Origin of the sequence: Segatella copri, from assembly GCF_026015295.1 — a bacterium.
In the GTDB taxonomy this organism is placed as follows: domain Bacteria; phylum Bacteroidota; class Bacteroidia; order Bacteroidales; family Bacteroidaceae; genus Prevotella; species Prevotella copri_C.
Window position 1 is genome coordinate 1,405,138 of the sequence record NZ_JAPDUW010000001.1, and the last position, 26,903, is coordinate 1,432,040.

At 44.2% G+C, this 26,903-nt stretch carries 20 protein-coding genes; 6 read left to right on the plus strand and 14 right to left on the minus strand.

The genetic code is table 11. The annotated features are described in order from the left end of the window. Positions 1 to 15: 15 nt before the first annotated feature. Positions 16 to 438 (plus strand): hypothetical protein, encoded by a 423-nt coding sequence (locus ONT18_RS06110; RefSeq protein WP_264904522.1) that lies wholly within the window; start codon positions 16 to 18, stop codon positions 436 to 438. Here ONT18_RS06110 and ONT18_RS06115 read toward each other — a convergent pair. Together ONT18_RS06115 and ONT18_RS06120 are read right to left on the minus strand one after the other, a co-directional pair. Continuing rightward, entirely contained in the window at positions 422 to 1,108 is a 687-nt protein-coding gene (locus ONT18_RS06115; RefSeq protein ID WP_264904523.1) for a response regulator transcription factor, read from the minus strand. The two genes, ONT18_RS06110 and ONT18_RS06115, sit on opposite strands and share 17 nt — an antisense overlap. A 34-nt stretch (positions 1,109 to 1,142) precedes the next feature. Beyond that, positions 1,143 to 2,561, minus strand: coding sequence for a sensor histidine kinase (locus ONT18_RS06120; RefSeq protein ID WP_264904524.1), 1,419 nt, complete (start codon positions 2,559 to 2,561; stop codon positions 1,143 to 1,145). Between the two features lie 161 nt (positions 2,562 to 2,722). Between ONT18_RS06120 and ONT18_RS06125 the strand changes: the two genes are divergently transcribed. Then, a complete protein-coding gene (locus tag ONT18_RS06125) occupies positions 2,723 to 4,939 on the plus strand; it encodes an outer membrane beta-barrel protein (RefSeq protein ID WP_264904525.1) in 2,217 nt (738 codons plus the stop codon). A gap of 50 nt (positions 4,940 to 4,989) precedes the next feature. Here the strand turns inward: ONT18_RS06125 and ONT18_RS06130 are convergent, their stop codons facing one another. The 11 genes from ONT18_RS06130 to ONT18_RS06185 form a co-directional block, all read right to left on the minus strand. Beyond that, positions 4,990 to 5,388 (minus strand): FKBP-type peptidyl-prolyl cis-trans isomerase, encoded by a 399-nt coding sequence (locus tag ONT18_RS06130; protein ID WP_022121977.1) that lies wholly within the window; start codon positions 5,386 to 5,388, stop codon positions 4,990 to 4,992. A gap of 295 nt (positions 5,389 to 5,683) precedes the next feature. Beyond that, the gene (locus ONT18_RS06140; RefSeq protein ID WP_264904526.1) at positions 5,684 to 6,691 is read right to left on the minus strand and encodes an alpha/beta hydrolase; all 1,008 of its coding nucleotides are present in this window, start codon (positions 6,689 to 6,691) and stop codon (positions 5,684 to 5,686) included. 174 nt (positions 6,692 to 6,865) lie between these two features. Then, positions 6,866 to 8,980: a TonB-dependent receptor domain-containing protein gene (locus ONT18_RS06145; RefSeq protein WP_264904527.1), complete on the minus strand. Its 2,115-nt coding sequence runs from the start codon at positions 8,978 to 8,980 to the stop codon at positions 6,866 to 6,868. Positions 8,981 to 9,016: 36 nt separating this feature from the next. Further along, positions 9,017 to 11,062: a hypothetical protein gene (locus ONT18_RS06150; RefSeq protein ID WP_264904528.1), complete on the minus strand. Its 2,046-nt coding sequence runs from the start codon at positions 11,060 to 11,062 to the stop codon at positions 9,017 to 9,019. Between the two features lie 417 nt (positions 11,063 to 11,479). Further along, entirely contained in the window at positions 11,480 to 14,050 is a 2,571-nt protein-coding gene (locus ONT18_RS06155; RefSeq protein WP_264904529.1) for an outer membrane beta-barrel family protein, read from the minus strand. A 1-nt stretch (position 14,051) separates the two neighbouring features. Then, positions 14,052 to 14,852 carry a DUF4974 domain-containing protein gene (locus ONT18_RS06160; protein ID WP_264904530.1) on the minus strand — a complete coding sequence of 267 codons (801 nt, stop codon included), beginning with the start codon at positions 14,850 to 14,852 and terminating at the stop codon, positions 14,052 to 14,054. Between the two features lie 69 nt (positions 14,853 to 14,921). Beyond that, positions 14,922 to 15,410: an RNA polymerase sigma factor gene (locus ONT18_RS06165; protein ID WP_264904531.1), complete on the minus strand. Its 489-nt coding sequence runs from the start codon at positions 15,408 to 15,410 to the stop codon at positions 14,922 to 14,924. Between the two features lie 203 nt (positions 15,411 to 15,613). Continuing rightward, the gene (locus ONT18_RS06170; protein ID WP_264904532.1) at positions 15,614 to 17,176 is read right to left on the minus strand and encodes a hypothetical protein; all 1,563 of its coding nucleotides are present in this window, start codon (positions 17,174 to 17,176) and stop codon (positions 15,614 to 15,616) included. 20 nt (positions 17,177 to 17,196) lie between these two features. After that, the gene (locus ONT18_RS06175; protein ID WP_264904533.1) at positions 17,197 to 19,812 is read right to left on the minus strand and encodes an outer membrane beta-barrel protein; all 2,616 of its coding nucleotides are present in this window, start codon (positions 19,810 to 19,812) and stop codon (positions 17,197 to 17,199) included. A gap of 17 nt (positions 19,813 to 19,829) precedes the next feature. Beyond that, on the minus strand, positions 19,830 to 20,537 hold the full coding sequence (locus ONT18_RS06180) for a DUF4974 domain-containing protein (RefSeq protein WP_264904534.1): 708 nt from the start codon (positions 20,535 to 20,537) through the stop codon (positions 19,830 to 19,832). Beyond that, on the minus strand, positions 20,534 to 21,013 hold the full coding sequence (locus ONT18_RS06185) for a sigma-70 family RNA polymerase sigma factor (RefSeq protein ID WP_117692487.1): 480 nt from the start codon (positions 21,011 to 21,013) through the stop codon (positions 20,534 to 20,536). The genes ONT18_RS06180 and ONT18_RS06185 overlap by 4 nt, the downstream gene beginning before the upstream one ends. A gap of 303 nt (positions 21,014 to 21,316) precedes the next feature. Between ONT18_RS06185 and ONT18_RS06190 the strand changes: the two genes are divergently transcribed. From ONT18_RS06190 to ONT18_RS06200, 3 genes are read left to right on the plus strand one after another with little or no spacing between them, the layout of a single operon-like run. Continuing rightward, the gene (locus ONT18_RS06190) at positions 21,317 to 22,084 is read left to right on the plus strand and encodes a radical SAM protein (protein WP_022120410.1); all 768 of its coding nucleotides are present in this window, start codon (positions 21,317 to 21,319) and stop codon (positions 22,082 to 22,084) included. A gap of 45 nt (positions 22,085 to 22,129) precedes the next feature. Next, positions 22,130 to 22,951 (plus strand): bifunctional hydroxymethylpyrimidine kinase/phosphomethylpyrimidine kinase, encoded by an 822-nt coding sequence (locus ONT18_RS06195; RefSeq protein WP_118152393.1) that lies wholly within the window; start codon positions 22,130 to 22,132, stop codon positions 22,949 to 22,951. 48 nt (positions 22,952 to 22,999) lie between these two features. Continuing rightward, positions 23,000 to 23,938 carry a DMT family transporter gene (locus ONT18_RS06200; RefSeq protein WP_117692490.1) on the plus strand — a complete coding sequence of 313 codons (939 nt, stop codon included), beginning with the start codon at positions 23,000 to 23,002 and terminating at the stop codon, positions 23,936 to 23,938. A 44-nt stretch (positions 23,939 to 23,982) separates the two neighbouring features. On the opposite strand, the gene ONT18_RS06205 is transcribed toward ONT18_RS06200, so the two are convergent. Beyond that, positions 23,983 to 25,785 (minus strand): hypothetical protein, encoded by a 1,803-nt coding sequence (locus tag ONT18_RS06205; RefSeq protein WP_264904535.1) that lies wholly within the window; start codon positions 25,783 to 25,785, stop codon positions 23,983 to 23,985. 267 nt (positions 25,786 to 26,052) lie between these two features. Between ONT18_RS06205 and ONT18_RS06210 the strand changes: the two genes are divergently transcribed. Beyond that, positions 26,053 to 26,826 carry a winged helix-turn-helix domain-containing protein gene (locus tag ONT18_RS06210; RefSeq protein WP_264904536.1) on the plus strand — a complete coding sequence of 258 codons (774 nt, stop codon included), beginning with the start codon at positions 26,053 to 26,055 and terminating at the stop codon, positions 26,824 to 26,826. Positions 26,827 to 26,903: the final 77 nt, after the last annotated feature.

A 26,903-nucleotide genomic window follows, 5' to 3' on the forward strand; every position in this document is an offset into this window, starting at 1 on the left:
AAACATTTCACGCTTATGAAAAAGTATATTTTCACCATTGCATTTGCCCTGCTGGGCATAACCAGCAGTATGGCATCCAAGGCAGATACCCTGCGTATCTACACCATCGACGGCGAGCGCATTCCAAACTTCACCGGCAAGGAACTCATCGGTAAAACCATCAAGAATTACCAGGTAAACACCAACGTCCTGCCGGCACCCAAAAGAGATGTGATAGAGAGTCATATCATCACCACTACCACACCTCCTGCCCCCAAGCCAGCCCCTCACTATCTGGTCAAGGGCAGAGAGCAGGAGCTGACTAAAGAGGAATTCAACAAGATTTCTCCCAGCAAAATCAAAGCCATCGAGATCTTGAAAGAGGGCACCAAAGCCATTCAGGAAAGAGGCCTGAAAGAGGATGGCAGAAGCTACATCATCGTTACTCTGGAGAAATAACAGACAAAACATATCCCTTTTTCTTCAGCGACTCAATCTTAACGGTCACATCATGCTGAAGAGCATGGCGGAGATACGTCATCTGCACATTCACAGCCAGGGAGTTGGCATAGCTTACGGTACCCCACACCGCCTCCTGTATCATCTCCTTACTTACTACATTGCCGATATTCTTCGCCAACAGACGGAGGATGTCGGCTTGTCGGCTGGTGATGAGCACACGAGAGGAACGGGTGCGAAGCTCATTGTTATTATAGCAGAAAGTGGTTTCACCGAAATGATACACCTCCTCTTCTATCGTCTCACTCTCATTCATAGAGAACCGCTCCTCTATTCTTGCCAGCAACTCTTCCGGATAGAAGGGTTTGGCAAGATAATCGTTTGCCTTCAGGGAGAAACCTTTCAGTCGATCGTTCTTCTCCGTACGGTCAGTGAGAAAGAAGATAAGCACCTTCGGGTCGATGGTTCTGATGCACTCGGCCACCTCATAGCCATCCATCTCCGGCATATTGATATCGAGCAATACCAGGTCGGGCTTCACCTCAGAGAACTGCTCCCATGCCTTCTTGCCATTGCCGGCATAAGTCACATCGTAGCCATGCTGCTGCAGGAAACTCTTCAGCAACATGGAATACTTCAAGTCATCGTCTGCAAATAATATCTTGATCATTTTTTCTGTTGTTTATAGCGTTAAACCGGATGCATCAGGAGTGCTGCGGGATGACTATTGAAATTCTGGTTCCCTTGCCCACTTCGCTCTGCATCATTTTTCTGCCCCCATGGGCCTTCACAATCATATCAACAAAACTCAAGCCCAAGCCGATGCCCGGCTGCATCATATCCGGGTAAGCATTGCTGCGATAGAACTTCGTCCAGACTCTCTGCTGCTCGTCGGGCGAAATTCCGATACCATTATCTGATACAGAAATCATGACTTCCTCCTTCTCGGTATCTCGGCAGGCAACATGGATATTGACTATGTCGCCAGAATACTTCACCGAGTTCTCCATCAGATTGCTGACCACATTCAGAAGCTGGTCTCTATCTCCCATCATCCGGTCGGAAGTGCGCTGGTAATCGAGCGAAGCATTCACCTCCTTCTGCTTATTCTTTCGATAAACTGCCACCAGATTCTGCAAGGCGGCATGGATATCGAAAGAAGTTATCTGGAGCGGGATATGTTCCTCTGCCCTGATTACTTCCCGGAGTTTGGCGAGATAGGCAGTCAGGTTATCGCTCTCCTCTCTTACCGTCTCCATGATAAGGGCATTCTCATCCTTCTCATCTGTCTTTTGAGCAGAGAATACGGATACACACATCTTCAGCGTCTGCACGGGGCGTTTCAGCTCGTGAATCATCGTATGCACGAAGTCGCTTCGCATCTTATCCACCTTCTTCTGCAGGAGCATCACCTTGATGAGATAAGCTATGCTCAGGAGAAGCATGATGGTAACCAGGAGACTTCCTATCATCTGCCACATCATTCCCTTCAGGATGGGCAGCATCGGCACCTGCATCCTCATCTGCATCGACTGATACCGGATAGGATTGAAAGGCACTTCCACCAGCATTTCGTGATGAAACAAGGTAGGAGGCTCTACGATTCTTGTCTGCCACAGACGATGCTTTCCCGTCTTCATCTCTGCCCCGATGAAATCATTGCCCAGTTTCCTACTGATGAAACGGTCAAAATGCGCCTTGTCAAAGTGGGTAAGCTGGTAAGTGGTGTAAGTATTCAGGCAATCAAAAGAATTGTTGGAATCCGTCTCACGCAAATCGAAAGTATCTCTCTTCTCCATCACGTTGCCGAATCCCGGCTTGCTATACACCACTCCACCAATGATTGTATCCGTATCCAGCGGAGAGCAAATCGTTGTACAGGGACGCTTGCTGTCTGAAAAATATGCAGTAACGACATAACCGATATGTGATTTTTCTCTTACCGCCGCTCCGATATTTGTCTGATAGGCAATAATCGCCCGTTCCGCCTTTTCGGCGTTTTTCTTCCCCATCTCTCCCATCGAATAGGTTACGCTATTATAGAGCCAATAGGTCTGCAAGCCTATCAGCAGGAAAGAGGAAAGGATGGCGAGCAGCCAGACTTGTTTGATTCTTCTATTCATATCATTTTTTCTTTTTCAATGCAAAGGTACGAAGATTTCATTATATATAATAAGGTGAAGCAAGATTATTTTGCCAGCGTAATGTTTCAGTAATGATTATTTGCATTTTTGAGCCCGAAAAGCTGTTCCTTTGCAAACGAAAACAAAAAACAAGGAAGAATATGAAGAAAGAAACAGTTTTATGGGCGATGCTAGCCACCACCACCTGTGCAACTGCACAAAATGGGAAATTCCCGACATCTGGAGTTTCCGTAGACTCGGTACAGACGGAAAAAGATTCGATCAAAGCTAACCAAGAAGCTGAGAGCAAAGCAGACAAGGAGGCCGAGATTCAAGCCGTAACCGTAACAGGTCATCGCCCGATGTACAAAATGAGAAACGAGACCCTGGTTACCCGTGTCCGCAATACACCTTTGGCAAAGGAGCCAACGCTGGAAGATGTATTGAGGCACATTCCCGGCATGAAACAAACCGCCGATGGAACTCAGGAAGTAAACGGACTGGGAGCACCCATCATCTATCTCAACGACAAGAAGGCGACTTCTGCCGAACTCTCTCATCTCGATGTGAAGCTGATAGATGAAATAGAACTCATTACCACTCCTGGTGCAAAATATGATGCAACGACGGGAGCCGTACTGAGAATCCTGACGAGAAGAACAGACGAGGGTATATTCGGCAAGATGCAGGTGTATGATAAATTGAGCGAGGTGAACACCAACCACGAGGAATTGACCCTGGGTTGGGTAACGAAGAAGATTTCGCTCACAGGATTTTACGGCTACACAGACAACCGATACAATGTGCATCAGCCACAGGAAGCGCTCGTAAGAGCCAAAGATGGCGAATATCTCTTCGGAACCGACCGCCATGGCAAGAACAAGGCAAATTATAACGCTACAGAACTCAACTTCGACTGGTTGCTCAGCAAGCAACACGAAGTGGGAATACAATGGGAAGGGCTTTGGCTGAATGGCGGTAGAAGCGAGAAACAGCAGCAGTACTATCGCTATCCTAACCCAACAGGAGAAGATACAAATAGCGAGATGAAGCTTTCTGATATAGATGGCAAGATGAAGTATTTCGATGCGGAGAGCCAGCAATGGGGACACCAGCGCAGTCACCACTTCAACCTCTTCCATCTGGCTAAATGGTCGAAGCATTTCTCATCACAGATTTATCTGGACTATGCAAGGAACAAGGATTCTGACAGCCAGCCTATCACGGAGAAAGAAGGTAGCGAGATACAGGAAACCCTCAACCGCTCTAATTCCAACTACGATATCTATAGTGGAAGAATCGAAGTCAAGCAACTCATCTCTGATAAACATTCCATCAACTATGGTGGCGAATGGAGCCTGATGGCAGGCAAGGGAAAAACCGAAAGTTCTGCCGATATGCTTGGAACTACGGAATACAAAAACCACGATACCAAGACGGCAGCTTACCTGCAATATCAGGGTGAAGCTGGCAGATGGAGCTGGTGGGCAGGCATCCGATACGAGCATCTCACATCCCGATACACCAATCTGTCGGAGGAATCTCCCGACAATATGGAGCGCCATTACAACCAGTGGTTTCCATCGTTCGGTATCACTCTCAACGAACCATCGTGGCATCACTCGCTCAGCTTCCGAACTACCACCGCCCGACCTTCTTTCAGTCAGCTCAGTGGAAACATCTACTATATCTCGCGCTTTCAGTATCAGATCAGCAATCCGAAGCTGCAGCCTGTCAACACCTATCGTCTGACCTACTCCGTGCAGTGGAAAGATTTCATGGGAATGCTGAGATACACCCGTACCGACCACTCCATCATGTATGTGCATAAAGTACCGGAAGACAAGCCCGTAAGATACGTGAGTACATTCATGAACTTCAACAAGATTCAGAAATACATGGCATATCTCAACTGGGGTCACGTCTTCGGCTGCTGGCGCCCAAATGTAAATGCAAGCATCACTTACCAGCGCTTCTCTGTAAATGATCATGGAGAGCTAATCAGCTATAACGGAGCAACTTGGAATGCATCATTTGACAATTACTTCACGCTACCAAACGACTATCAGCTGTCGCTCTCCTACAGTTTTGACAACGGAGGGCAAGTGGGCAAAACGAAGTTCCGCCCCACTCAGAACTGGAGTCTTGGTGCCAACAAATCGTGGATGGACGGCAGATTACAGGTTGCCTTCAGTGCCAACGACCTCTTCCATCAGCAGCTCTTCAAGGAGCGAACCCACGAGCATGCCGTTGACTTCTCCCAGACTGAGGATTACAAGCTATGGAGCTACAAGTTGACCGTAACCTGGAAATTCAACAAGCGCAAGGGAAGATACAACGGCATGAACAGTGCGGAAGATGAATTGAACCGACTATAGCCGGACAAGACTCTCTTATCTTAATGATTTTATAATTTCAAGTATCCGGGTTATCCCACTCCCAGCAGTTCTACTTCGAATATCAGGGTAGAACCGCCTGGGATGCCCGGCTGCGAGAACTTGCCGTAGCCCATCTCGGCTGGGATGTAAAGTTCCCACTGGTCGCCCACGTGCATCTGCTGCATGGCAACAATCCAGCCATCAATCAGGTCGCTCAATCGCATGGCGAAAGGCGTACCGCCACGGCTGGAATCAAACTTCTTGCCATTGATGGTCCAACCGGTATAATGAGCCGTCACGATGCTGCGTCGGCTAGGCTGTGCTCCCTTCGGGTCGCCCTGCTTCAACACCTTATAATAAATACCACGAGGCAGCGCCATAACGCCCTCCTCCTTTGCCTTTTCCTCCAGCCAACGCTTGTTGGCCTCAACATATTCTCTTTTTGCCATAAAACTATTTGATACTTGATATACTATGATTTTTGCGCAAAGTTACAAAAATCTATCGTATCTGCAAAAGAAAAAGGAGAACTTTTCTTCTTTTATCAAAGAAAAGCAGTACCTTTGCACCCTAATCATCAAAAAATACGATATGCCACAATCACTACATATTGCAATTATTGGTGGGGGTGCCGCAGGATTCTTTGCGGCGAAGTGCTCGACATCGATGCCATCACCGGCGGCTTCAATCTGCAGGCAGCCTGGACCACGGGGTATGTGGTGGGACAACATATCGGAGAATAGCCTATTTCTCTTTTGAAACAAAGTCTTTCACGATGCGGGTGTATTCCTCGTGATGGTCGCGATATGCCATGGCATGAACGGAGCCCTTGGCGATGAAGATAGCTTTTCTGCCCTTCGTCTTTGCCTCAAAAAGCGGATGAAGCATGGCGTAGGGCACGAAGGCATCCTTATCGCCATGGATAAAGAGCATCGGTTTGGTGCTCTTGCGAACCTGCTCTATCTGCTGCGCCTCGGCAAACGACCAGCCGTAGCGATACTGGCAAAGGGCGGAAGTGGTATTCATCAGCGGGAAGGCAGGCAAGCCAAACTGGTCTTTGAGCTGAGCGGAAAACTCATCCCATACGCTGGTATAGCCGCAGTCCTCCACAAAGCACTTCACGTAATCGGGAGTCTTCTCTCCCGATACCGCCATCGTGGTTGCCGCACCCATCGAAATACCGTGAATCACCTGACGGGTATTCTTCATTCTTCGGTCTTCACCCTTCAATCTAAAAATCTCATTGGCGATTTCCGACCATCTGATGACATCCCATCTATCCTTCCATCCCATCTGGATATGGTCGCCCTCGCTCTCTCCATGTCCATACAGATCTGGCAGGAGCACATTATACCCCATATCGTGATTATAGAGATAGGCGATGTGCAGCATTCCTTCGGAGCGCACCTGATAGCCATGCACCACCACGGCAGTCTTTTCCGTAGTCTTCGGTGCATAGAGATAGATGGCATGGGCCTTGTAGCCCGATGGCATCGTGACAAAGGTATCCTTCACGCAATGGTGCTGATACACGGAGTCCATCCAGCCAACCATCCAGGGGCACTCGTTCTTCATTCTGTTCTTCCAATGCTCAGCCGTCATTCTCTCCTTCTTCGGATAGTTGAGCGAATAATTGAGCATATAGTTGCTGGCACCATATAGTCCCAGCACCACGAGCACCACCAAGCCCAGAGCCGAAGCGATGCCTATCTTTCTCATCTTTTCCTGTTTCATCTTCATTCTTATTGCCATTACAAATATCTATTATTGAGTTTCTGCTGCAAAATTAAGGAAAAAGATGGAAATGGCAAAGAAACGAAGGAAAAAATCCTGTTAAATTGAAGCATAAAGCTGCATTTATAAGGGTATATGAACTACGACAAACAATCGATAAGCATATCCCAGAATGGATAGAGTTTCAACAGCTTACAATCTATCCATTTCCTTTTTCCCTGCCCCTTTACCTTTATATTTTGTTTTAACTGTATTAAACTTATATCTTACGATACATTCCACTGCCCTTACAGACGCAGCCTTTTCAAGATAGACATCATTCATTCCGCTGAAAATGGTAAAAGTATTTTTGCGGGCAGTATTAAAGATGTCATTTGCAGACAACTTGACATTCCATTTTTTAGATAAGTCCTTAGCCAAAGAAAGATTTATCTGTCCAACACTCCCCATCTTAATATTCTCACTATTTCCCTCACTACGCCAACTGTAATTTACTGTCGCCATATAGTTGTTATGGAATTTGAAAATATTATTGAACTTAACTACAACCAAAGGATTGTCCACGGGCTTTATATTCCCTCTGTAATCAATCTTGTAAAATTGCGAGACAACACCACATGCCAATACGGGATAATAGCATTTCCAAAGGAATCCGGGCATAAAAGAAGCCATTATCTGTAAGTTAGACAGACTGTTTCTAGAATTTTCCTTTTTGAGCAAAGCAATAGTCTTCGCATCATCATAATATGTATATGATGTTATTATTTGGTTTTGCACCTTTTTATAATTAGCAGTTAATGCCAGCCAGCGATACCTCAAATTCAAAGTTATGTTGTCGCTATAGGATGGTTGCAAATACGGATTTCCACTTTGATAGAGATATTTGTTAACATAGTGAACCGTGTTGCTCAACTGAGAGTACAATGGACGATAGCATTGCTTAGAATAGCTCAGCTGCACCATAGTTTTTCCAATGGGCAGAGACAATGAAGCAGTCGGAAAAAACTTATCATAAACATGTGACTGTTCGTGATTTTTTCTGCCACCTATAAAATATTCACTGTTCACATGCTCATACCTGCCACCGATACGGAATGTTACATTGCCTAGATGCTGCATAGTTTCAACGTAATATGCCATGTTAAGCTCCTGTATTTTATTGTTCTCGCCTGCCATAATGCTATTTTCACTTTCTGAATTTTCCTCACGGCTACTATTGGTGAAATCTACTCCAAAGCTAAAATTACCTTTAAGAAATGGGTGTGACACATATAATTCCGTTGCCATAAACCTAGCATGCCCAACATCTTTTATTCCGAAATCCTGATTGATGCCGGTTTGCTCTATAACGTTTTGATTTTCATGTGTTTTTTTCCACATTAAATCAAAAGTCATTTCCAAATTCCATTTTCCCCAAACCCCATGGCAATATCCATCTAACAAATGTTCCAAATCTCTTAATTTGATATCCTTGTATGCAGAAGTCTCACTTTCAATTACATCATCAGAATATAATGATGACATAATGCTCGAATTGGTCTTTATTGGAGCATAAGACACTTGGTAAAATGCGCCAAATGAGAGTTTTGGAGACGAGGAAAAATCAAATCCCCATTTACCATCAATCAACTTTGAGTGCTGTGTCGATTTCATAGTCGTATTCTGCTGATGATGTGACGAGAGCCATGAATTCTGAACATTTTTGCTAGAGTTCGTATTCTTGCCTTTCTCAAATCCCAACGTTCCAAAAACATCCAAATTGTCAATTCTATAGTTCAAGTCCAAATTGTCTTTGCCATACATATAATTACGACAACCAAAAGTCGCGATGTTATCAAAGGAGAAACCATCCCCAACCTTTTTAATGGTTGTTATCTTTATGATGGAACCTATGGTTGATGCATAACGTGAACTTGGATTCGTTATAACTGTTATCTTATCTATTTGGTTAGCCTTCAATTGCTCAACTTCTATATTATTGCGGACAATATGTCCATTGATATAGAAGACTGGTTTTCCCTTGCCAAAAACTTCAATGGAACCATTATTATTCAGTACACCAGGCAATATACCCATAACATCTTTTGCAAAACCAAGTTTTTCCAAGACGGTACCTTTGACTTCTGTCACAAAGCCTTCGCTGTTCAACTTTGCCAAAGGGCGGGTTGCTCTAACAACAACCTCCCTTAATTGCAAAGTATCCTTTCCAAAATTTTGGTTAGCGATGCCAGTCTGTGCCAAACAGATTTGAGCTAAAATCAAATGAAATATAATACCAACAAATCTTTTTACCTTAAAATCTAACATTTTCATCCGTTCCTATATCTTTTGTTTAATAAAACTCTATTCCACTCTTAACAAAGAGCTGTTTATATTCTTATTAACATCCTTCTCTACTTTTTTGGTTTTCCTGCCAAAGTCGAAGGAGTAAGCAACCTTGATGCTGGCATATTGCGAAGCCGTCTGGTCTTTGATGCTCTTACTGTAGCTGTAGATAGGCAAATCCAACCAATATTGCTTCTCCTGCTTTTTGAAAGGCGATACTGCCTGAAGTTCTACATAGAGGTTGTCCCTGCTGTAAGAACACGACATTCCATAGTCAATAGGAGTCTTGCTTATCACCAAAGCAGCTTCATCTAAAGACTTCTTGCCAAAATGCAGGTAAGGCTTCAAGGCAAAATCACCCATGAACATATTCAACCCAAGATTACCCGTCAAATTATTGTTATGCTTCGACCAGGTAGTCTTCACCTCCGCATGGTTATATCTGATATCTCCCGACAGATTGGCAAACTTACACAGTTTGTACTGCAAGGCGAGGATAGCAGAATAATATTGAGCATTTCCACCATTCGAGTAAGTCTTCACTATTTTCCCGTTTGCCTCATCCAGGTAATAATCATCAGTTACAGGATGATGATTGTAGCGGAATTGTCCGATGGCAGAAACACTCAACCTGTTGAAACGCCCCATATAATATAAATAGGTGTTGATGTCATGCGATTTCTTCAGTTCGGGCATTCCCTTTTCCATCATGTGGGAATTGACCTGAATCATAGCCCGGTTGATGACATCCATACCATGATTGGAGTTCATGAAGTTGAATGACCACAAGAGCATTCCCTTATTCAGCTGGTATTGCACATTCGTATTGATGCGAGGAGACAGCTGGCTAAAACTGTTGTCTCCATGCAGATGATATTGAAGCCAATCCAATCCGATGCGGGTTTTCAGGCTCAAGCGCCTGCTAGCCTGGAAATTATAGGAGAAGAAAGCCAACGACTCCCCTTTCCACAGATGCTGCCAAAGTTCGCAATTGCCGGAATAATCGGCATTCCAGACATCGTGGTAATGAAACAGTTCCACAGATAAGGAATGCTTGTGAGAGAAATAATTATAGATGGCAGACAGCTGGAACGACAGCGCATTCTCGTCTTCATCGGTCATTGCCTCGAAAGGCTGTTCCTGATAAAGACGATGATAGGAGTTGGCAGAATACTTGCCATGTACTCCCAAAGTAAGCGTCTGATTCTTGCTTAATGGTAAGTTGGCGTTCAGGTCAATCTTAGGAGACAGACTCTTCTTCCGGATATTTGAGAAGATGTCCGTCTCTGTGCTTTCCTTCGCAAAACCAGAAGATGCATTTCTTGGAGTAGAGAGGTTGACGAGCGTAAACTTGCCCACCCAATATCTCTTTCCCTTCTGGTTCTGATAGCGGAACTGCATATATTCCTGGTGGTTCCGGTAAGAATTCTTACTATAGCTCTCCCTATCAAATAGGGATTGTGGAAACTGATAGTTCTCATTGTTCCAGGTCTCAGTACCATCTACATGACTATAGTTTGCACCAGCAAACACAGTATAGGAATTGTTACCTTTTACATAATTGGTGGCAACGTTATAGTCGCCATGGTCATATCCTATCGTCTGCAGTCCGTCAGCCTGCACATATCCTCCATATCGGTATTGTTTGGTGATGAAGTTGACGACAAGCTTATCCTTGGCGTATTTTCCCGATGGAGCATCATGATATTCTATCTTCTCGATGTCACGAGGACGGAGCATCTGTATTTCCCGGATGTCGCATTCCTGCCCATTCAGATACAAGGTGGCTTGCAGTCCCATCACATCCACCTGATTCGATTTTGCATCGATGATGAGTCCTGGGATATTCAGGTTTTCCAACACTCCGAATCCATTGACCGCATGTTTTCGTTGCTGGCTGTTGGGATAGATGACGAGATGATCACCCACACGACTGATATTGGAGGCTGATACCACCACATCATCCAAAGCTTTAGTAGAGACAATAGAGTCCTTCCCAGTGTTCTGAGCGAACACGGGCACAGCAGCCATCAGCAGTCCAAAAGAGCAAAAAACCGTCTTCATTCTTACAATATGTTTTTATTTCATCATTATCTAGTACAAAAGTACACATTATTATCCAAAGCCCTTACATCTCTTCCGTTAAATTTGTATAACTGCATCAAATTACCAATTCCATCCAGTTCTTCATCCCTCCTAGCCTGAATGTATTCCCGTTTTTTGTCATACATCATCTCTTAAAAAACCTAACTCATAGAGTTAACATCCAAAAGTCATAGAGTTACGGGGAGAAAAGCTATAGGGAACAAAGCTAAAAAAGCCTGATTTTGACTCCAAAACCACAGAAAAAAATAACACGGATAAATTGAATTTGTCCGGTCCCTTTGTCCGTCGGTTTATAATATTCTAAATATCAACCACTTAGAATCAACCGGACAAATTGTCCGGACAAATTCAATTTGTCCGTGTTTTAAAAATGAGCTATAATCTGCTCTTTTCTGCATTACCAGCACCTGTACCCTTATACTTACTCTTGGTGGCATTGAAGTTATAAGTTACATTGACCAAGAACATGCGGGTATTATCTATACCGATTCTGGTGAAGTGCGCATACGAATTATTATATTTCCAACTCTCGTTCTGACCATGAAGCAAATCCTCCGCTTCCAATCTTACAACCAGCCGGTTGTTCAGGAACGACTTGGAAATAGACGCATCCAGGGAATTCCATGCATAGTTGACACCCAATTCGCTATAATTACGCGACTGGTAAGCGTATTCCAATCGAGCCTTCCAATGATGTGGCAATACCCAGGTATTCTCCAAATCCAGATAGAGAGAAGGACGGTTGGCATTATAGTCGCTGACATATTTGCTGGCATCAAAGAACTGATTGACCAGACCTACCGTATAGTCAAGATGCCATAAGCCTATCACCGGAGTAGCCTCAAGATAGAACTTGAGGTTCTGAATCTTATCTACATTTTCATAATATGACAGGGCTATATCCTTATTGCCCTGGAATGGCTTCATCATATATACCGAGGCATTCTTGTTGTAGATATATTCAGCAGAGAAACTCAACCAGGAATATTGCGCATCCCATTCCAGATGATAGGCATCCGTTGGTCGCAAGTTAGGATTACCGCTTTCATAGGAATGACGACTCGTATATCGGGTATAACCGGAAAGACGGAAGTAACTTGGTCGATAGGTCTTTGCCGTGAAACTCAACGAAGAATGCCACTTGCCCTTGTCATATCCCAAGGATACATTAGGAAATACATTATCATACTTTCTGCTCATATCCGGATTGAGTACTCCCTCGGCATAATAGTCTGATTTTACATGCTCATATCTCACACCGGCATTCAGAGAATAATCTCCCAACGACCATGCAGCCTCAGCAAAGGTGGCAATGTTCTGTTCCTTGATTCTGGAATCATTGGATGCAGCCACACCACCCTCATTCTGGTTGTTGGTATGACTATCAGAATTTGTGTATTCCGAACCAAAGTCTATGTTCAACTGGTCGGTCAAAGGATAAGAAACAACCAATTTACCAGCAAGCAACTTTCCTTTGGTATGACTATCTGAACATACAATCTGGTCGCCCAACTCAGAACTGGTTTCGGTGGCTTTCTGTATCTGGTCTTTCGTCCTCCACAACGCTGATGCATTCAGGTCTATACTCCACTTGCCTATCTTACCATCATAATAAAAGTCTGCCTGATGAATAGGAGTCTGCTTGGAATCAGACTCATCGTTGAGATAATTTACATCTCCCTGGTGAACTCCATCCTGAAAGATAGAATAATTATTCTGATCCGTAAAATACTTTGTATAGCCTGAACCAAACTTATACTTCAGACCAATGGTATGATTTTCGTTGAATTCATAATTGAAACCCAGATTGGCATCAGGTCCATAATCTCTAGAATCAATGCGCCCTACTGATTTTTGATATATCTGATGCTGATTGCCATTGATATATTCATCCAATCCCAACTTATCATAGAAATACGAATCTGACCACATCAATCCACCGAATACATCCAGTCCACCCACACGGTAATTGAGATTAGCCTGCTCTTGCCAGGCATTCTTCATGGCAAAACCATATTTTGCCTGGAAATTACCACTCCATCCATAACCTTGCTTCTTGACCGTAGTAATACGAATCACCGAATTGACCTGGGCATCATACTGCGCACCAGGAGTTGTGATAACCGTCACGTTCTTCACATCCTTGGAAGATATGGTTTGCAATTCATTTTTATCGGTCAGCTTTCTGCCATTGACATAAATCTCCGGTGTGCCTTTTCCAAACACCGAACAGTTTCCATCCTTATCTACACGCACTCTTGGAACCTGCTTCAACAAGTCGGCAACCATACCCGCATCACTCAGTATCGTACCCTGCACCTGGGTTTGGAATCCCTCGCGAGTCAGTTTTGTCTTGGGGCGAACCGCCTTTACTATCACCTTCTGCAGGTTCATCGTTGCCTCCTTCAGAGTAATTGAACCTATCTTACCAGTATTATAAGTATCTACAGCGGTATGATAGCCCACGCAACTTACTCTTACTATCGCCTTTCTAGCTCCACAAGGAATCACAAACTGGCCGTTCTCATTCGTCACGCCGCCATTTATCAATGAAGAGTCACGAACATTCAGCAGGGCTACATTGGCGAAATCTACAGGGCGTTTCTTATTGTCTATGATGCGGCCTATCATCTTGGTGGGAGTTTTCTGCGTACACTCCACAAAGATGTTTTCGCCATCTATCGTCATCTTCATCGGATAGAAGCCCATGATCTGGCGGATGGCATCCGGAGCGGTTCGCTTCACGATACTCGTTGTAACCGTGAAATCTTCCAGTTCATCATACATAAAGTTGATACGATAATCCTTGGTGCTCTTGGCAAGGATGGTGAGTGCTTCTGACATAGAAGTGTTACGGAAGCTGCGGGTGATGCGTTGAGCATAGATGGTCTGAAGAGAAAGGCTCATCAGACCTGCCAGCAGCATGATATATCTTAATCTTTTCATCTTATTCCACGATTAAAGTTTGACCTTCATGACGAATATTCACTTTCTCGAAATGATTCATCAGTTCGATGATATCATCCAGACTCATGTTCTTCTCCAGTTGCAGGAAGAGACGGATATGGCGAGCCGACTCGTTCTGATAAGTTACCTGGAGATGAAAATGCTCGGCGATGGGAGTCAGGATATTCTGAAGCTCAGCGTTTTCGTAAACCAATGGGAGCTGGGCAAGACTTGCAGAATCTGTCTTTTCTTCTATGTTGGATTTCTGAGGAGCGGAAACCTGCTGGATAGAATCCTTTCGGGATGACACGAGTTCGGTATTGTTCTTATCAGATGGCTGATGAGAACGGGTTACCAGATGAATGGCAGCAAAGGTGATGCCGGAGACGACAAGGACGGCTGCAACGGCAGCCACCTTTCTCATCGGGCTCCAGAAAGGAAGCTGCTTGGCGGTTTGCTGGGTTTCTGCACTCTGACTCATCTCTTCTTTCTGCTGCTTTTCTTCTTTCTGCTGCTTTTCTTCTTTCTGCTGCTTTTCTTCTTTCAGCTTCATCTCGTCTTTCAGCTTCTCCCATTCTGCATCAATCGAAGGCATCTTCATCTTTTCCTTCGACTTGGCGAAATCCAGAGACTGTCGGGTCTCTATCAGCTGCTGATAGAGTTCGTTCACTTCCTCATCGCCCAGAAGTTCATCCTTCTGGGTTTCGGAATACTTTTCGGGATGCTCCAGGAGATCGAGGAGCATATCCCATTTCTGAGAATCCATCTTCTGAGGATTTATGTCAGATAATTCATGTTTCATTTTCTTTTCCTTTCTTCATTTTAGGGTTCCATTGTAAGGACGTCTTCAGACAATAGAATCATGGTTATGCTATTTTCCTTTCAACTTTTCTCTGAGCGTTCGCAAACCTTTCACGATATGCTTGTTCACTGCCGAGATACTGATGCCCAGTTCCTCCGCCGTATCCTTATACGACATTCCTTCCCGATAGCACAATCGGATGACGGAAGCAGTCTGGTCGGTCAGGTCATGGTCGATGCAATCCACCGCAGCCTGCCATCGCTCTTCCAGACGAGAAGGTTCTTCCTCCGTCAATTTCTCTTCCGAGAGAGAGAGAAGCCGTTTCAGTCTTTCATCTCTCTTCTTTCTGGCTATAAGATTGATGCAGGCATTCTTCACGCTCCGCATCAAGTAAGCCCGGTCTGGAACCAGCTGTTTATCCCACAATCTGGAGAATACGTCGCTCACCACATCCCTCGCCTCCTCATTATCATGGAGCAAGGCAAAGGCGAAGCGATACATCTGCTCGTAATGGTCGTGGAACAGCCGTTCCATCCGCTGTTCATTTTCTTCTGTCATCACGTCATTTTCTTTTTGTTTCTACTCTTATATACAAGCTTTCCGGAAATCAATTACCCCTAAAATGAAGAAATCTTCTACTTTCTTTTGAAAAACCGATGCAAAGGTAATAAAAAACATCGGTCAAGCAAAGAGCAAACCAACATTGTTTTGCCTTCGCTTGACCGATTGTCATATATTCATTGTTGTATTGAGAGGGAAATCTATTTAATCGGCTCTGCATGGATACAATAGTAACTCTTCAAGGGATTTTCCTTATTCTTTTTCAAGATTAAAGCAACTAAACATCCCTCATAATCAGAGTTCCATTGCGCAGGCGTATAGCCCTTCCAATACATCACAAGGTCTGCATCGGATGGCAAAGCCTTGAAACGATTGCGGTACTTCTCTCTGTTCGAATCATCTACCACAACACCCTTACCATACTGACCATAATACATATCCATCAGATCAACCAGCATCCTCTTTTGCTCAGACAACACAGCCTCATGCTTCTTCATGCTTTCCGGATCCTCAGAATCTAACAGTACCCCTGATACAATGTATTCCAATTCAGAATATGGCTTTTCTGGAAAATCAGGAGAATAACGAGGAGAGACTATCCGGAACCGCTTGCTCTGGTCGAAGATGCAATACAAATCATAGTCTTCATTAGATGGATTCAGCAAATCAGAAGAGCCGAAATCGTAACCCATGAAACCAGTATTATAGATATTGAGATAGATGCCGGAAGAATAAACCACACGTCCACCCTTATAGCCATCAGCAACAATCAATGTTCTATCTTCCTCCGTCATAGAAGTATTACGGCTGATCTGAAAAAGATAAGTGCTAAGGTTGATTGACACAGCATAACAATTGTTCTCATTTCTGAGACTCACTACCCTATCTGGCATTCCCTTACATGACCATACAATGGAATCATAATAATGATAATAAGGGTTAGCTGATGAGTTATTGTTCAGATAATCTGTCAAATCCAAACTCAAAAGTCGGAATGACTGAAATTTACTATGTCCATCACCCATTCCATGCGCATCCTTAGAATTGGCATATACACACCGAATATAATAACGGCAATCATCCGGTACTTTTTCAGTTTCATTTGGCTTGTCTTCTTCATCACTCTTATCAATAGTATAAGTATTCTGCACATCAATCAGTTCTAATGAAGATAAACGCTGATATACCACCAAGCCATAAATGGCTTTTTCCTGATTGTCAGCTACTGTCACCGAACCAATCTTCTCCATCACATATAGGTAAGCTTCATCTTCATGAAACTTCACATCCAGGATTTGCATATAATCATCCACCTTACCGGCCTTATTCGTTTTGATGACAATGCCCGTCGCATCATCATACGACCAATCCTGCTTCTTGAAACAGAATGTACGTGCATCTTCATCACGATAATAAGTCATCAACTGATTCTCTGATAAGAATTCATAGACCTTCGGACTATAATCCTTGATGCCTTCACGATAATCAGTTGTTGCAAGTTTACCGTTTTCCTTCATCTGATAGATGCCGACAGGTTGCCAGCCATAACTTACAAGCCAAGAATTCAGAACATTCCTATCTATATCACAGACTGGAGCCTTTCCATCTAAGATGCAATACCCGTCCTGATTTAAAACAAATGACTGGTTGAACAGTTCCTTGTCATTCCAAGGAAGGCTGTCCAACTTATCATCATCACTACTACAGCCAGTTAGCATACAGATGCCAACCACCATGAATATCATCCATAAACAACGCTTCATATACTTTCTGTTTTTTTATTTTACAATCTGTTCTTTTCTGTATTACCGGCACCCGTACCCTTATACTTGCTTCTACTAACATTAAACTTATAGCTAAATGAACACATGATCATTCGGGTATCAGTATATTTTCTGGTATAGATATCGCTGGTACCATATACCAATCTTGTGGAATTGCGCATCGTCGCAAAGAGGTCATTGCCCGCCAAAGTGACATTCAGGCGGTCGTGAAGAAAACTTCTACGCAAAGAGACGTCCACTCCTCCTTGTGCCATATAAAGCGGAAGCGCAGAATGGCCCTGCGTGTTCCAACTCATATCAAGATTAAGCGTCCAACCGCATGGTAGCGAAAAGGCATTATTAAAAGAGCCGATGAATATCGGCTTACTGTATGCCTTACCACCAATGGTCAGGAACTGCTTTCTCATACCAGCGTCCAACGTAGGATGCCACCATCCTATCGTCGGCGATGCCGTCAGTCCCACGTAACAAACCTGAGTATGATTCAAATTACGAAAGGTGTACATACTGATTAACTCATTGTCATGATACGGTTCTATCACCTGATAGCAAGGATCTACAAGATAACGCCAGTTGGCAAAAAACTGGAACCATTTATATCCCAGATTAATCCCTATGCCATGTTCGAAGCTTGACTTGAGCAATGGATTTCCACCCTGATAATAATAGCGACTATTATATTGCACGTTACTACTTAACTGACTATAGGAAGGACGACTTACCGTCACCTTATAGACCATATTCATTTTCACATTCCCGATAGGAAAGGTCAAGGAGACATTCGGAAAGAAATGGTCGTACTTACGACTCTGATTAGGCACGAAATAATCCTTATTTTCCTCGCTCCAATAATCACCACCTGTATTATAGTAATTGGAAGAAACATGTTCGTATCTGAGGCCAGCATTCAGTTCTACCTTGTTCAGTCTCAATCCATAAGAAACAAAGGCTGCAAGATTACTTTCCTTCACCTGGTCGTCCGTCTTGCCTGGCAAGTCAGTTCCCTGTTCATCTATAGTATAAAGATTGGCACGGCAACTTTCGGTAAACTCATTACCAATCTTCAGGGTACCTTTCCATACCGGAAAGCTCAGTACCAGCTTAGATGCATACATCCAACTATCAGCCGTGAAATCAGATTCTATCGTACGAGAATCTCCGCCCTCAATTCCTGTTTCTTCAGAATATTGAGTCTGTCCTGTTTTACGAAGATATATTTCCCCATTCCATTCTATGCTCATTTTTCCTATCTGTCCGGCATAATAAGCCGTAATATCCTGCGTAGGTCGGCTTTTGAAACGACAATACATATCATTTGTATAGCTTTCTGTCTTGGAGCCATTCTTCCAGACATCCATCAGCGAATTCCATCCAACCCGACTATAAGGATTGATGTTCACCTCGTAAGTAGCACCCACGGAATGCCTATCATTGAAAACATAATTAAAGCCAAGACTTCCACTGGTATAGTAACTCTTGTTTTTGATAATCAAATCTTCGTCGATACTCATGAGCGTCTTGCCGTAGAGTCTGTTATCATTATGCTGATTCTGATAGCCCTGAGACAAACCGCCATACAAATTGGAGAAGATATCCAATCCCCGATAGCGATAGTTCAAATCGAGTACTTCACGATGATTGTCCTGATGATTGCGCTGATAGACCTGCCGATAAGTCAATCCCAGTCCTTCTCCCTTCTTTCTTGTCGTCTTGATTCTGATGACAGACTGATAGGTTGCATCGTATTCTGCACCCGGCTCGGTTATCACCTCCACATGTTTGATGTCAGAAGAACTCAATCTATCGAGATCAATGGTTCCCTTGATTTTCTTGTTATCGATATAAATCAAAGGTTTACCTTTTCCCAAGACTTCTATATCACCGTTCTTCTGCATCACTCTCGGAAGATGCTTCAATACATCTTCTGCCGAGCCCATTTTCTCCAAGGAGGTTCCTTCTACCTGAGCCACCAATCCTTCAGAAGTCATTCTGAAAGGCTGTCGATGGCCTTTCACTACTATTTTCTGCAGGTTCATTGTTGCCTCTTTCAGAGTTATTGTCCCTATCTTACCTATATTAAAGGTATTGCTTGCCGTAATATAGCCCACGCAACTTACTCTTACTATCGCCTTTGTGGCTTCGCAGGGAATCACGAACTGGCCGTTCTCATTTGTCACGCCACCATTTATCAATGAAGAATCACGAACATTCAGCAGGGCTACATTGGCGAAATCTATAGGGCGATTCTTATTGTCGATGATACGGCCTATCATCTTGGTGGGAGTCTTCTGCGTACACTCCACCATGATATTATCCTCCACCTGCGTCATTCTGATGGGATAGAATCCTATCAGCTGCATGATGGCATCGGGAACACTCTGGTTCCTGATGCTCTTGGTTACCCTGAAATCCTCCAGTTCATCATACACGAAGTTGATGGTGTACTTATGCTGGCGGGCGTTCAAATCCTTCAACGCCGCAGAGAACGACACATTATTATATTGTCGGGTGATGCGCTGGGCATAAGACTGCTGAACTCCAAACAGCAGGAAGAGAAGAAGAAGCACACTGATAAGCTTGCCGCTAACGGGCATTGGTTTCCAAAAATCTCTCATAAATATATCCTCCTATCTTATTTCACCAACAATGTACCGTCAATATACTCTATCTGTATGCGGTCGAAAGCATTCAAAATCTCCAGGTTCTGCTCCAAAGTCTTCGTCTTGTTCCAGTTGAAGAAGAGACGGATGTGCTGGGCACCGGCATCCACATACTCCACCTTGACATGATAGAAACCGGATAGCTGAGCCAGGATGGTTCCCAATTCGGCATCATCAAACACCTCGGGTTTCATATCAAGAGAATCCTTCTTCTCTGCTGTTGCAGCACGAAGACTGTCATTCGGCAGCGCCTGGGTTGTTTCCAGCTGTTCTGTCGCAGCCTTGTTATCCGCTGTCTGATCAGAAGCCGGGAACCCCAACCAGCCATTGTGAATCGCAGCCAAGGCTATCCCCGAAAGGAAGATGATGCCGACGATGGATGCAGCAATCTTCATCCGGTTGCGATAAACGCCCTTGGATTTGCCGGCATCTATCGCCATCTTATCCTCGTGATGTGCCTGAACAAATTCCTTCCAAGCTCCATCCACATCCACCTCCTTCGGATTGGCTTTCTTGCCAGCCATTCTCGCCATCGCCAGTTCATGGAAGAACTCCTTCACTTCCTCATCGGCAAGCAGGCGCTCCACCTGCTCGTCGGTATATTTCTCGGGATGCTCCTGCATGTCAAAGAGCATCATCCGCTTTTCGTCTTTACTCATGTTTGTCATTGTCTTGCTCATTTAAATTGTTCCTTAATCCAGTCCATCGCCTTCGAGAGATGGTTGAACACCGTCACCTTGCTCACTCCCACTTCATCAGCCACCTCCTGATAAGATTTCTCCTGAAGATAGCGCAGACGGAAAATGAGTTGCCGGATAGGCGGTTCCAGGTCTTCGATGAGAAGCATCAGCCGGTCGAGCCGTTCATCGGTCTCTTCCGAGAGAATCACGTCGGCATCATCCAGCAGCAGCTTCGCCACCCTTTCCTTCACGCTCTTATGAGCTATCAGGTTGAGACAGCGGTTGCGTACGCTCCGCATCAAGTAACCATCCTCACTCCCAGGCACCAGAACCACATCATCGGCAAGAATCTGGGCGAATACTTCGCTCACCACATCCTTGCTCTCGTCATCATCCGAAAGAATGCATCTGGCCAGATTGTACATCTTCGCGTAATGCTGACGGAATAACTGTTCTATGTCCTTTTTTCTGTTCATATACTATCTATACAGTTGAGCCAAGCGAAAAACTAAGCAAAACATCAACTTTTTTGTTTTTTCCTTTAAATCCGAATCGAAATCACCAAGATTCTCCCCGGATTTGAATGCAAAAGTACACAATCTATCGGAGATAGAAGACAAATGGTTAGGATAAATCGATTTTCAGTTGATTTATTTGTTCATTCCAACATTTTTTAGTACTTTTGCCCACCAAATTACGAACAAGTAAATAAGATTGGTATAAAAATAGGTATTACCAAGATAAAATAAAGAATAGATTAGATAAAGGAGAATAAAATTATGTCAACGATTATTTATCCATCACCGATATTCGGTCCGGTAAACTCCCGCCGTCTGGGAGTTTCATTGGGCATCAACCTCATGCCATCTGATGGCAAGGTCTGCTCATTCGACTGCGTTTATTGCGAATGCGGATTCAACGCCGACTTCCGTCCTAAGAAGAAGCGCCCTACCCGCGAGGAGGTAAGAGAAGGACTGGAGAAGGTTCTGAAAGAGCGCCACGACAACAACCAACCTCTGGATGACATCACCTTCGCAGGAAACGGTGAACCTACGGGACACCCAGACTTCAAGGGAATCGTGGAAGATACGATGGAACTCTGCAAGAAATATTTCCCTGAAGCACAAGTATCCGTACTCAGCAACGCCACCTATATATATAAGGAGGAAGTGAGAGAGGCGCTGATGCTCGTGGATAACAACATCCTGAAACTGGATACCGTGGATATGGATTACATCAAGAAGCTGGACCGCCCTCAGCAGCCTAACTACGACGTGAAGGATGTAATCAAATATCTGAAGATGTTCAAGGGGCACGTCATCATCCAGACCATGTTCCTGAGAGGTGACGGTTTGGACAATACCAGCGAGCACTTCGTAGCTCCTTGGCTGGAGGCAGTGAAAGACATCCAGCCTCAGCAGGTAATGGTTTATACCATCGCCCGCGAAACACCAGACAAATTGCTAGAAAAGGCACCAAAGGAAGTACTCGATGCCATCAAGGAGCGTGTAGAGGCTCTGGGCATCAAGTGTACAGCCAGCTACTAAGAGATAATCAGGATAAGAAAGAAAAGCAAGTAGAAAAAAGAAAGAATGAAAGCGAAAAGTAATATCCTTATTATCAGCGATATGTGTGGTTACGGAAAGGTATCTGCCGCAGTTCAGATGCCTATCCTCTCTTATATGGGACTCGACGTGTTCAATCTGCCCACCATGCTCATCAGCAACACCTTCCCATACGGCAAGTACGCCATTCTGGAATGCACTTCGTATATCGAGGAAGCCTTGCAGAAGTGGAACGAACTGGGCATTCACTTCGATGCCATCACCACGGGTTTCATGGCTTCGGAGCGTCAGGCTAAGCTGGTGGCACGCTATTGCAGAGAACAGGCAGCACTGGGCACCGACATCTATGTGGATCCCGTGATGGGCGATTACGGCAAGCTCTATGGTGGAGCCAGTGAGAGTACCGTAAGATGCATGAAGGAGATGCTGAGCGTATCGCATCTCTGTTTTCCCAACTATACCGAGGCTTGTCTGCTGACGGATTCGGAATATAAGGAAGAGGGAATCTCGGAGAAGGAAGCCTATGAACTGATAGATAAACTGAGAGCCATCGGTTCCCACTCCGTGCTCATCACCTCGTGCATCGTAGAGGGTCAGCATGCCGTGGTAGGTTTCAATCATCTTACAGAAGAGTATTTCCTCCTGCCCTACGAAGAAATACCTGTTCAGTTCCCGGGCACCGGCGACATCTTCTCCAGCATCATCGTGGGCAGACTGAAGGATGGCGATCAGCTTCGCCATGCCACCCGCATCGCCATGGATACCCTGCGCAACTGGATAGACATCAACAAGGATGATAAGGACAAGAACCGCGGTATTCCGATAGAAAGACATCTGGGGGACTTGTAGATTGCCACTTTGCAAAAACGGAAGCAAGGGAATACCAATTAAATTATAATGGAAAAGAAAGAAACAAATACACTCAGTATATTTCAGCGCCCGGTATGGGTAAGCCTGTTCGCCCTTACGGCTGCTATCTCGTGGGGATGGGCTTACCCATTGATAAAAATGGGAATGGAGGAATATCAGATTACAGCAGACATGACCGGAAGCAAGATGCTTTTTGCAGGCATCCGCTTCTTCATCTCCGGCATCATCATCCTTGCCATCGCCAGAAGCTCGCACCGTAAATTCGGATTCAAGAAGAAAGCTGTTCAAGAGAATGTCTGGTTCCTTCTCCTCTATGCACTCCTCAACACCACCCTTCATTATGCCTTTTTCTATTTCGGACTCTCGCATAATGCTGGAGCACGTTCGGCGATACTCAATTCGATGAGCGTCTTCACGGTGGTTATCCTTGCCTGCATCTTCTTTAAGAGCGACAGGATGACGTGGCGAAAGGCATTAGGCTGCATCATCGGCTTCCTGGGCATCCTTGCCCTGAACCTTGGCGGAAAAGAAAGCGGAAGTTTCACATTCCTGGGCGATGGTATGATTATCCTCAATGCCCTGTGTGGAGCCAGTGCTTCCCTGCTGACCCGAGGATTGAGCAAGAGGGTGGATGTTTTCGTAGGAACCGGTTATTCGTTGAGCATCGGTGGAGCCTTGCTGGTGATTCCTGCATTGTTAATGGGTGGCTATCTGCCAGTCATCAGCCTCTGGGGCATCACCATCCTTCTGCTGCTCATTGCCATCTCAACCATCAGTTTCGCTCTCTACAACAAATTATTGAGCTGCAATCCCGTAGGAAAGGTAGCAATATACAATTCGCTCATCCCCGTAGTAGGAGCCATCACCTCCTGCCTCTGTCTTGGCGAAACCTTCTACTGGAAGTATCTGATAGCAGGCGCATTGGCTACTGCCGGAATTTATATCATCAATAAAGGGAAGAAATAAATTCCGGCTGTTGCCCATGCAACCCATATAGAAAGCAAAGCCAACTATTTCAAGATACCCGTTTCTCGCTCCTCATTGTTGATATTCCGCTGTATCTTGCAGTAGTCCTTTCCCCGATTGATATTCCAGGCAACACCGATACGGAACAAATTACCTCCCGAATTGTCATAACCACAAACCTGCTTACGGAGCAAGGCGTTGACGATTTCTGCAGAATAGGATTTCGGATGAGCCATAAACGGATTATGCATATAGAGCGTAAAATCGAAATCACCTATATGATAACTGGCTGAGGCTGCCAATGAAGGAGGATTATGCCCGATGTTCTCTCCCTCCATAAAGTTCCAACCGCTATCAGCATACAGCATCACTGTCCATTTTCCCCAATATCCCTGTAATGTTCCACTATAATTATAAGCGGTATAACAATGACTGTACTCATCGCCCTTATTGAAAAAACGGTAAATACCTGCATTCACAGATAATATAAGGTGGTCGGGAATAATGTCAAACCGGGTATCATTCGTAAGATACAACATATTACAATGGGGCTGATTCGTCTGGGAATAAAGAAACTGATCATTTTCCGTGCGGGTGTATTTCGCCAAATCACAATGACGATTGATGCGATAATTCAAGGTAAAATCAGTATTTATCCTTGGTTTACTGAAAGAGAATACCACCCAGTTCTCATATCTACTGTTAGGCTTAAGCGAAGGATTACCCACAGTCCATTCCATACTGTTCTTTCGAATACGGGTATCCGAAATCATGGCTATCTGCGAAATATGCTGTGATAATTCACTTCCCAAGCGGATCTGAAACGAAGATGTCAAGGAATAAGCCAATGTGAGTTTCGGACGACAAAGCCAAAAACTAAATTCCTCATCTCCCTGTCGATAAGACTGATTACTCAACCCGAAGCCAGCCACATAAGTTAAACGGGATGTTCCTTCCTTGAATTGTCCCAAACTTCCCTTGATTTGTGCAAAACCATAAATACCCAATGAACGGATACCATTCTCGCTAACCACATCACCCAAATACTGATTATCCATATATTTCCAGTTCAAGTTGGTTCCTGCAGAAAAAGTAAAGGGTTTCAACCGGTTTTCATAGATAGCCTCGGCTATGAGCGAATAGGTCTTTCCATCTACCTGATATTGATAGGGTTCGCCCTCACCTTCATAATAGGCTCCTTTGGTGTGGATATAAGTGCCCAAAACATCTGCCGACAAAGACTGATGCTTGCCCAACTGATGATAGAAATACAAATCGAGAGCAGGAGTAAAATCCCTACCCTTGCTGGTTCTGTAAACAGGATACGCAGGCTTTCCTGATTCAGAAAACCACATCTCATTCGATGTATAAGGCTGATTGCTGAAATCCGTGGTAAGCGTTGTCTGGAATACATATAATGCAGAATCAGCCAGATTATACTTCAACTGCAATGTATTATCATAATTTCGAGTTGCCACATTCATGATTTTTCGAGATATCTGATACTCAGAACCATCATGTAGAAGATACTGAGCATCCTCATTATATTCGGATGCCTTATTATCCACATAAGTCTGCTCATATAAAATATTCAATTGGCTCTTGCCCCTATTGACAGATGCATAGACATCGTTCGAACCGAGCTTGGTAGTTAGCGCATTGGTCAAGTTAAAGCCCAAACTGCCACCCGATGAAGCCCTGCGGGTATGAATATCTATCACGTATGCAATATTCTTTCCATATCTTACGCCAGGACTGTCGATATAATCTACACTCATAATAGAAGCTACATCCAGCATCTGCACGTCATGCATATTGGCGAGAATGCCATTGATACGAATCTGCACTTCTCCCTTATGATCGGTAGCAGAAATGGATCACCATAGCTGTTAACAATTTACTTTTCGTCATTGTCATCATATACTTTTCTAAAACTTGTTTTCTGCTGCAAAGGTATCAAAAAGAGAAGACCGAAGCGAAAAATATGGCTGACATGAGTCTGACATTTATCAATTAACGAATATTATATCTAGTTTTATACCATCTTTCATAGAATTTCTGTACTTTTGCATTTGAATCTTTAAACAGCATATCATTTAAACAGAATAGATAATATGAAACTGAAAGCATATCATTCCATCCTCATCTTTGCCATCCTTGTGATGTCTGCGGCATTCTCCAGCGTGAGTAACTACCGTAAGGCACAGTATGCCATTGTACAAGATATGAACAAAGCTTTGGCTCTGACTCTTCAGGAAAATAAATATCAATGGATTACGCCTGATACCATCCAGAGCTACCGCTCACATCTCAGCATCGACCTGCTGAAATCGACCAGTAATCTCTGCTATGTGATGGAAGACAGAAGAAGAGGCAAAAACAATTCCCAGCTGGTAAATAGCGCCAACCTGCTCAGCAGCAAAGAGATGCTTCTCAACGAGCATTCTATCCAAAGTTATGCTAACTGTTCGATGGCAGATGTTTTGAGTATGAGCAACCAGCGGACATCTTTGACGCTTACTCTCATGGCTATGATTTGGGCAATTGCATCGCTATACTATCATCGCAGAAAACAACCCTGGAATCATGAGGCTGATATGTTCGGCACCATGTGCTATTCTCAAGACGAGGATTCCTTCTACAATCAGGAAAGCGGACAAGCCATCAAGTTTACTCCGATGCAGCACCAGCTGATGCAACTCTTCTTCAACAATACGCATCATCAACTCTCCAAACAGGAGATTTGTGATGCTCTTTGGCCCAAGAAACCGGATGCCAGTGAAACGCTCTATACCTTGATTCGCCGTATCAAACCGGTGATTGAGCAGAATAGCAACCTCATGATTGAGTCGGAAAGAGGCAAGTCTTACCAACTGATAATCAGATAATTTCAGAAATGTCAGCCAAATGTCATACTTGTTATTTGGCTTTTTCCCATCTTCTTCATACCTTTGCAGCTAAAATA

Coding starts and splice junctions, on each gene's coding strand:
- ONT18_RS06175 (WP_264904533.1), bottom strand. CDS start 19,812: ATGAGAGATTTTTGGAAACCAATGCCCGTTAGCGGCAAGCTTATCAGT.
- ONT18_RS06115 (WP_264904523.1), bottom strand. CDS start 1,108: ATGATCAAGATATTATTTGCAGACGATGACTTGAAGTATTCCATGTTG.
- ONT18_RS06110 (WP_264904522.1), top strand. CDS start 16: ATGAAAAAGTATATTTTCACCATTGCATTTGCCCTGCTGGGCATAACC.
- ONT18_RS06130 (WP_022121977.1), bottom strand. CDS start 5,388: ATGGCAAAAAGAGAATATGTTGAGGCCAACAAGCGTTGGCTGGAGGAA.
- ONT18_RS06180 (WP_264904534.1), bottom strand. CDS start 20,537: ATGAGCAAGACAATGACAAACATGAGTAAAGACGAAAAGCGGATGATG.
- ONT18_RS06160 (WP_264904530.1), bottom strand. CDS start 14,852: ATGAAACATGAATTATCTGACATAAATCCTCAGAAGATGGATTCTCAG.
- ONT18_RS06145 (WP_264904527.1), bottom strand. CDS start 8,980: ATGTTAGATTTTAAGGTAAAAAGATTTGTTGGTATTATATTTCATTTG.
- ONT18_RS06150 (WP_264904528.1), bottom strand. CDS start 11,062: ATGAAGACGGTTTTTTGCTCTTTTGGACTGCTGATGGCTGCTGTGCCC.
- ONT18_RS06155 (WP_264904529.1), bottom strand. CDS start 14,050: ATGAAAAGATTAAGATATATCATGCTGCTGGCAGGTCTGATGAGCCTT.
- ONT18_RS06185 (WP_117692487.1), bottom strand. CDS start 21,013: ATGAACAGAAAAAAGGACATAGAACAGTTATTCCGTCAGCATTACGCG.
- ONT18_RS06190 (WP_022120410.1), top strand. CDS start 21,317: ATGTCAACGATTATTTATCCATCACCGATATTCGGTCCGGTAAACTCC.
- ONT18_RS06200 (WP_117692490.1), top strand. CDS start 23,000: ATGGAAAAGAAAGAAACAAATACACTCAGTATATTTCAGCGCCCGGTA.
- ONT18_RS06140 (WP_264904526.1), bottom strand. CDS start 6,691: ATGGCAATAAGAATGAAGATGAAACAGGAAAAGATGAGAAAGATAGGC.
- ONT18_RS06170 (WP_264904532.1), bottom strand. CDS start 17,176: ATGAAGCGTTGTTTATGGATGATATTCATGGTGGTTGGCATCTGTATG.
- ONT18_RS06210 (WP_264904536.1), top strand. CDS start 26,053: ATGAAACTGAAAGCATATCATTCCATCCTCATCTTTGCCATCCTTGTG.
- ONT18_RS06120 (WP_264904524.1), bottom strand. CDS start 2,561: ATGAATAGAAGAATCAAACAAGTCTGGCTGCTCGCCATCCTTTCCTCT.
- ONT18_RS06195 (WP_118152393.1), top strand. CDS start 22,130: ATGAAAGCGAAAAGTAATATCCTTATTATCAGCGATATGTGTGGTTAC.
- ONT18_RS06125 (WP_264904525.1), top strand. CDS start 2,723: ATGAAGAAAGAAACAGTTTTATGGGCGATGCTAGCCACCACCACCTGT.
- ONT18_RS06165 (WP_264904531.1), bottom strand. CDS start 15,410: ATGACAGAAGAAAATGAACAGCGGATGGAACGGCTGTTCCACGACCAT.